This is a genomic window from Candidatus Protochlamydia sp. R18, assembly GCF_000648255.1.
Classification (GTDB): Bacteria; Chlamydiota; Chlamydiia; order Chlamydiales; family Parachlamydiaceae; genus Protochlamydia; species Protochlamydia amoebophila.
Map to the genome: position 1 here is coordinate 1 of NZ_BASL01000747.1, position 4,871 is coordinate 4,871.

A 4,871-nucleotide genomic window follows, 5' to 3' on the forward strand; every position below is an offset into this window, starting at 1 on the left:
TCGATAGATGTTTGCCACAATAAACGCATAAAAAGAAACAAGGTCTTTAAAGGTTTAGCAAAGAGAGGGAAAACAACTTCAGGGTGGTTTTTCGGGTTTAAATTGCATCTCATGATCAATGAGAAAGGAGAAATTTTGGCTTTTCAGCTAACTCCTGGAAATGTTGCTGATGTTTCTATTGCCGAAACTTTGTCGAAAGGGATTTTTGGGAAACTATTTGGTGATAAAGGGTATATTTCGAAAGAACTTTCAAAGAGGCTTTTGAAACAAGGTCTTGAACTATTTACTACCCTAAGATCGAATATGAAGTAGAATCTTATGAAGTTGACAGACAAAATTCTTCTTAGAAAACGAGCTATTATTGAAACGGTGAATGATCAACTAAAAAATATTTCTCAAATTGAACATACACGCCACAGAAATGCCGGAAATTTTTTAATTAATCTATTAGCTGGGATTGTTGCTTATACTCACCAACCTAAAAAGCCATCGATAAACTTAGCAGAGCAGCATCGCTTATTGTTAATGGCTGCCTAAAAACCCAAAATTCAGGTTATGAAGAAAAGATTCAAAGAACAAATCATTAAAATCCTAAAAGAAGATGACTCTGAAACATCTCTTACAGAAGTTTATTGCAAGCAGGAGTCAGTACAGTTTCTTATTATCGATGGGAAGCAAAATTTGGTGAATGGATGTTTCCGAAGCTCAACGATGAAGAAGTCTTTAAGTAGTAAACGTTAATTTTAAAAGGCTTGTTGCTGATCAAACTTTAGACTCGATTGTGGCTTATTTTTCAAACTGCTACGCGGCAGGTTTTAGCCATGCACGGCCGGAAGCGAACGCGAAAAGATACTGAATGTCTCTAATGGGAAAATTACTAGAAAGCTTAAAAAAAAGCCCTCTTTTATACAGATAAATTTTAAACGTATGATGAAGTTCCTTGGATGCAACAACGACTTAGTTGGAAAGAAAGCGGGAAAAACAAGTTCTATTAAAAGTTTTAATAATACCCTTAGACAAAGATAAAGATGCTCTCAACTTGTGAGAAAACCCTCTTTTTCTCGGAGAGGTTAACTCATCCTATTGGTATGATCAACTATTTCATTTGTGATTACAATATACAATGAAGAGCCTTAACCTATTTAGTACTACCCAAATTTTATCATCTATATCTACCATTATTTAATATAGTCTTGAATTTAAAACCAAAGAGAGATATTTAAGATTTACGTTTGTAAAAGAAAATTTCTTGAATTGAAAGATAGGTCAATTATGCAAAAAAATATAGGAATAGTCGATCGCCTTGTGCGTTTATTCCTTGCCTTTACTTTTTTATTTCTAGCTTGGTGGGAAAGTAGCTGGATAATTCTAGTTTTTAGCCTTTTTATTTTTTATGAAGCGGTAGCTAGTTGGTGTCTCTTCTATCAACTTATCGGCAAGAATACTTGCCCAATTGATACAAATCAAAAATAATTAATTCCATACTGGTATTTTAGAAAAATTAAAAACCTTTAAGCTTCATAAACTAACTTCAATTAGTTTACTGTGGTTGGAATTCAAAATATGTTGTCTAATAACAAATATAGGTTCCGGATTTTGCAACCTTTCCTTTTTCTATTTTTAAAGTCATTTTATATCTCAAACAGTTTAAACGGCTGAACTTATTAAAAGTCGGCGCTAAATTTTTATTTAACTAACGCCGACTTTATCTTTTTTACTTCCCAAATTGTAAATAAATTCCTGCACTTGGAGCTGGTTCATAATAGGGATAGGCATTATAATAAGGGGTACCATAATAATACGGATAAGCATATCCTCCGTAATAACCACCGTAATAATAGTTATTGTGGTAGTAATGATCATGATCATAATAGTGGTGATAGTGATGATCATCGTGATGGTCGTGATAATGTCCCCCGCCATGGGCGAAAACTAAAAAAGGAAGAAGGGTTAAGCTAGTAAATAAAGTTTTCGTTAAATGCTGTTTAAAAAATTTTAACATATGAACTCCTTGATTGAGAGTTTAATGAATATCAAAAGAAAAAATACGTTTATGAAGAACTGCTTTTAACGCTTATTTATTCGCCTTATATAATAAATATGACTTAGAGCAAACCTCTTTTGAATTGGAAGTAACATTAGAAATTAAGAAAAGCGTTTGAAACAAATGCTTCATATCTTATTAAGATAGTCCATTTTTTTTCCAAACATTCATCCTGATTGTTATAATCACAAAAAAAAGCAAATTTTTGAAGATTCTTGCTCTTATAAATGTTCGGAGCCTTTTGCCCGAACATATTCGCCTCACAAAAAACAATCAATAAAAAATTTTATTAAACTTTATTGCTTTTATAACCAAAGAATTAAAATCGCTTTGTATAAATATGGCAATAGGGTGTCTTTCCTGTTTTGCCATAATAATTTTGATGATAGCTTTCTGCTGGATAAAAAACACTTGCGGGAATAACTTCTGTTACGACAGGAATTCCTTTAGTGGAAAGAAGTTGGATTAGACGTTGAGCTATTTCTTCTTGTTGCCTTGTTAAATAAAAAATAGCAGAGCGATATTGATTCCCAATATCTGGACCCTGCCTTTGAAATTGAGAAGGATCGTGGATTTCAAAAAAAAATTTTACTAATGCTTCATAAGTAATTTTATTCTTATCATAAATAACTTCTAAGGTTTCAGCATGTTTTGTTCTTCCCGAACAAATGTCTTCATAAGTGGGATCGATGGTTACTCCCCCGCTATATCCTACTTTCGTCTCAATAACTCCTGTAAGCTTTTGGAATAAATACTCGACTCCCCAAAAACATCCTCCGGCAAATAAAGCCCGTTCATACCCTTCTTTCGTTAAGGCAGGAAGGAAGAATAAAGATACTGAATTCACACAGTGCCTTAAATTTTTTGTTGTTAATCCTTCACCTTTAAATACATGTCCTAAATGTCCCCCACATCGATGGCACAAAATTTCTATTCTTCTCCCATCGGAATCTACTTTCTTATCCACATTTCCTTTAATTTCATCATCAAAGCTAGGCCAGCCGCAATGGAACAAGAATTTATCTGAAGATAAATAAAGAGGAGCATCACATTTTTTGCATACATAAACACCCGGTTCTGCAAAGCGATTATATTTTCCTGTGTTTGGATATTCTGTCCCTTTAAAATTGATGACAGAATTTTCTTCCGGCGTCAGAGAATGGTATTTTTTCATTTTTCCCCTTATCATTTAAGGGTAATCTAAAATGATTACACTTATGTATCAAGTTTAGTAAAAAAATAAAATGCGTATTTAAACAAATACATTGGAAGAATGTGCAATTTAATTTAAAATTTCTATAATTTGTTTAAAGTTCTTTTGAGATTAGTTTGTGAATTCTATTTGTGTGATACAGGTCGCCGTCAGCGTAGATTGAGTAAAAAAAGCTTTTCGAAAGAAGGTATCATTGTCCCGAAATGAGTATAAGGCTTTAAAGAATTTCAATGCAGCGCCATATTTTTCAAACTCGAATAAATAGTCTAAGATTAATCCCCAAAAATTTTAGCCTTTAGGTGAAAGAACAATTATCATCATCAAATTAGCATGCCTAAATTTTTTATTTTTTAATTAAAAATGTTTTTTGGATATTTTGTCTTACTGTTTTTTTACAGATTCTACTTTATGGACAGCTTGCTTTCCTGTTTTATTGCTTTTTACAATGACTTGAGGATTTTCGTTAGATGCTTTTACCCGTCGCTTTTTATTTTCTCCAACTTTAACAGTTTCATTTTTGACAACTTTTTTAGCAACTTTTCCTTTTATAGAGCCTTGTTGGGAGTTCCATGTTACAGAGTCTCCCTTTTTTATAGATTGAGACATTTTTCCCCCTTTTTAATTATTCTTTTATCTATAAACTAAATTTACTCTAATTTATAAATTAAATTTTAATAAGATTTGATTTTTATAAATTCTATTTTAGTTTAACAAAATTGGCCACTAGGTATTATAATTCAATTATTAATATCTAAGTTTGTTTTTTTGATCAATTTACTATCAATCAATAGTCTAAAAATCATTTTCTCTTTGTAAGGGACCCAAAAATCGTAAACAATCGGGAAAAATTGGCTATGAATAACTGAACTGATGCCAAAATTTTTATAATTCTTCGGTTAAATCATTTAAAACTTTGCGATGTCCTGTGTCGATCCTTTGTTTATATTTTATTAAATCCTGAAATAAAATTCGTCTTCTTATTCTAACTCTTCAAAAAAAATTTTCTTTTTTTTAACAGGTGTACAAAATATGGATGGCAAAAGAAGAATTAAAATATTCGCTCTTGAAACAAAGACAAGCCATTTACAAAAATGAAAATGAAAGCAATGGGGAAAAAAACCAAAACCCAAAAGCAAAGCCAAAAACGAGATCCATTATAACGAAGATAATAAATTGAATGATCAAGTTCGAAAGTGCTGCTTGTGAATAGTAAAACAAAGGCTATTGGAAAAAAAACAAACATCCAAAAAATTAACCAGATTAATGACCCTTGATAGTGTAATTTAAAGCTACTTATGTTCATTTTTCACCAAATATTAAATTTTTTATTCATACATTTTTAAGTATTCTTTTCGCTTAAGCCCGACTTTTTTTACATAAATTTATGCTTTTTAATCTTTAAAATTATTTTTAACAGTAATTTCATTACCTATTTTTATCCATACACAAATTTAAATCGAGATTTTGTTGTTTCACTTAAAGTTAAATTTGATTCTTAGATTTGATTGGATCGTCCGTAGTATGTAGTTTGGAAATTAACAAAAATTTAGATAAATAATGTAAGTTGCAAATAACTAAGTCGAAATAAAATTTAGATGTAAATAAAAAGGCCTC

At 30.9% G+C, this 4,871-nt stretch carries 4 protein-coding genes and 1 pseudogene; 2 read left to right on the forward strand and 3 right to left on the reverse strand.

Annotated elements, in window-relative coordinates; translation table 11 throughout:
- Together TY19_RS08970 and TY19_RS08975 are read left to right on the forward strand one after the other, a co-directional pair.
- A pseudogene (locus TY19_RS08970) lies at window positions 1-537 on the forward strand (IS982-like element ISPasp2 family transposase); the annotation flags it as partial.
- A 735-nt stretch (window positions 538-1,272) separates the two neighbouring features.
- Window positions 1,273-1,473, forward strand: coding sequence for a YgaP family membrane protein (locus tag TY19_RS08975; protein ID WP_042281962.1), 201 nt, complete (start codon window positions 1,273-1,275; stop codon window positions 1,471-1,473).
- A 241-nt stretch (window positions 1,474-1,714) separates the two neighbouring features.
- Here TY19_RS08975 and TY19_RS08980 read toward each other — a convergent pair whose 3' ends face one another.
- The 3 genes from TY19_RS08980 to TY19_RS08990 all read right to left on the reverse strand — a co-directional run bounded on the left by TY19_RS08980 (window position 1,715) and on the right by TY19_RS08990 (window position 3,863).
- Window positions 1,715-2,002 carry a hypothetical protein gene (locus tag TY19_RS08980; RefSeq protein ID WP_052354882.1) on the reverse strand — a complete coding sequence of 96 codons (288 nt, stop codon included), beginning with the start codon at window positions 2,000-2,002 and terminating at the stop codon, window positions 1,715-1,717.
- A gap of 361 nt (window positions 2,003-2,363) precedes the next feature.
- Window positions 2,364-3,218 (reverse strand): bifunctional methionine sulfoxide reductase B/A protein, encoded by an 855-nt coding sequence (locus TY19_RS08985; protein WP_042281965.1) that lies wholly within the window; start codon window positions 3,216-3,218, stop codon window positions 2,364-2,366.
- Window positions 3,219-3,638: 420 nt separating this feature from the next.
- Entirely contained in the window at window positions 3,639-3,863 is a 225-nt protein-coding gene (locus TY19_RS08990) for a hypervirulence associated TUDOR domain-containing protein (protein WP_042281967.1), read from the reverse strand.
- Between the last annotated feature and the right edge of the window lie 1,008 nt (window positions 3,864-4,871).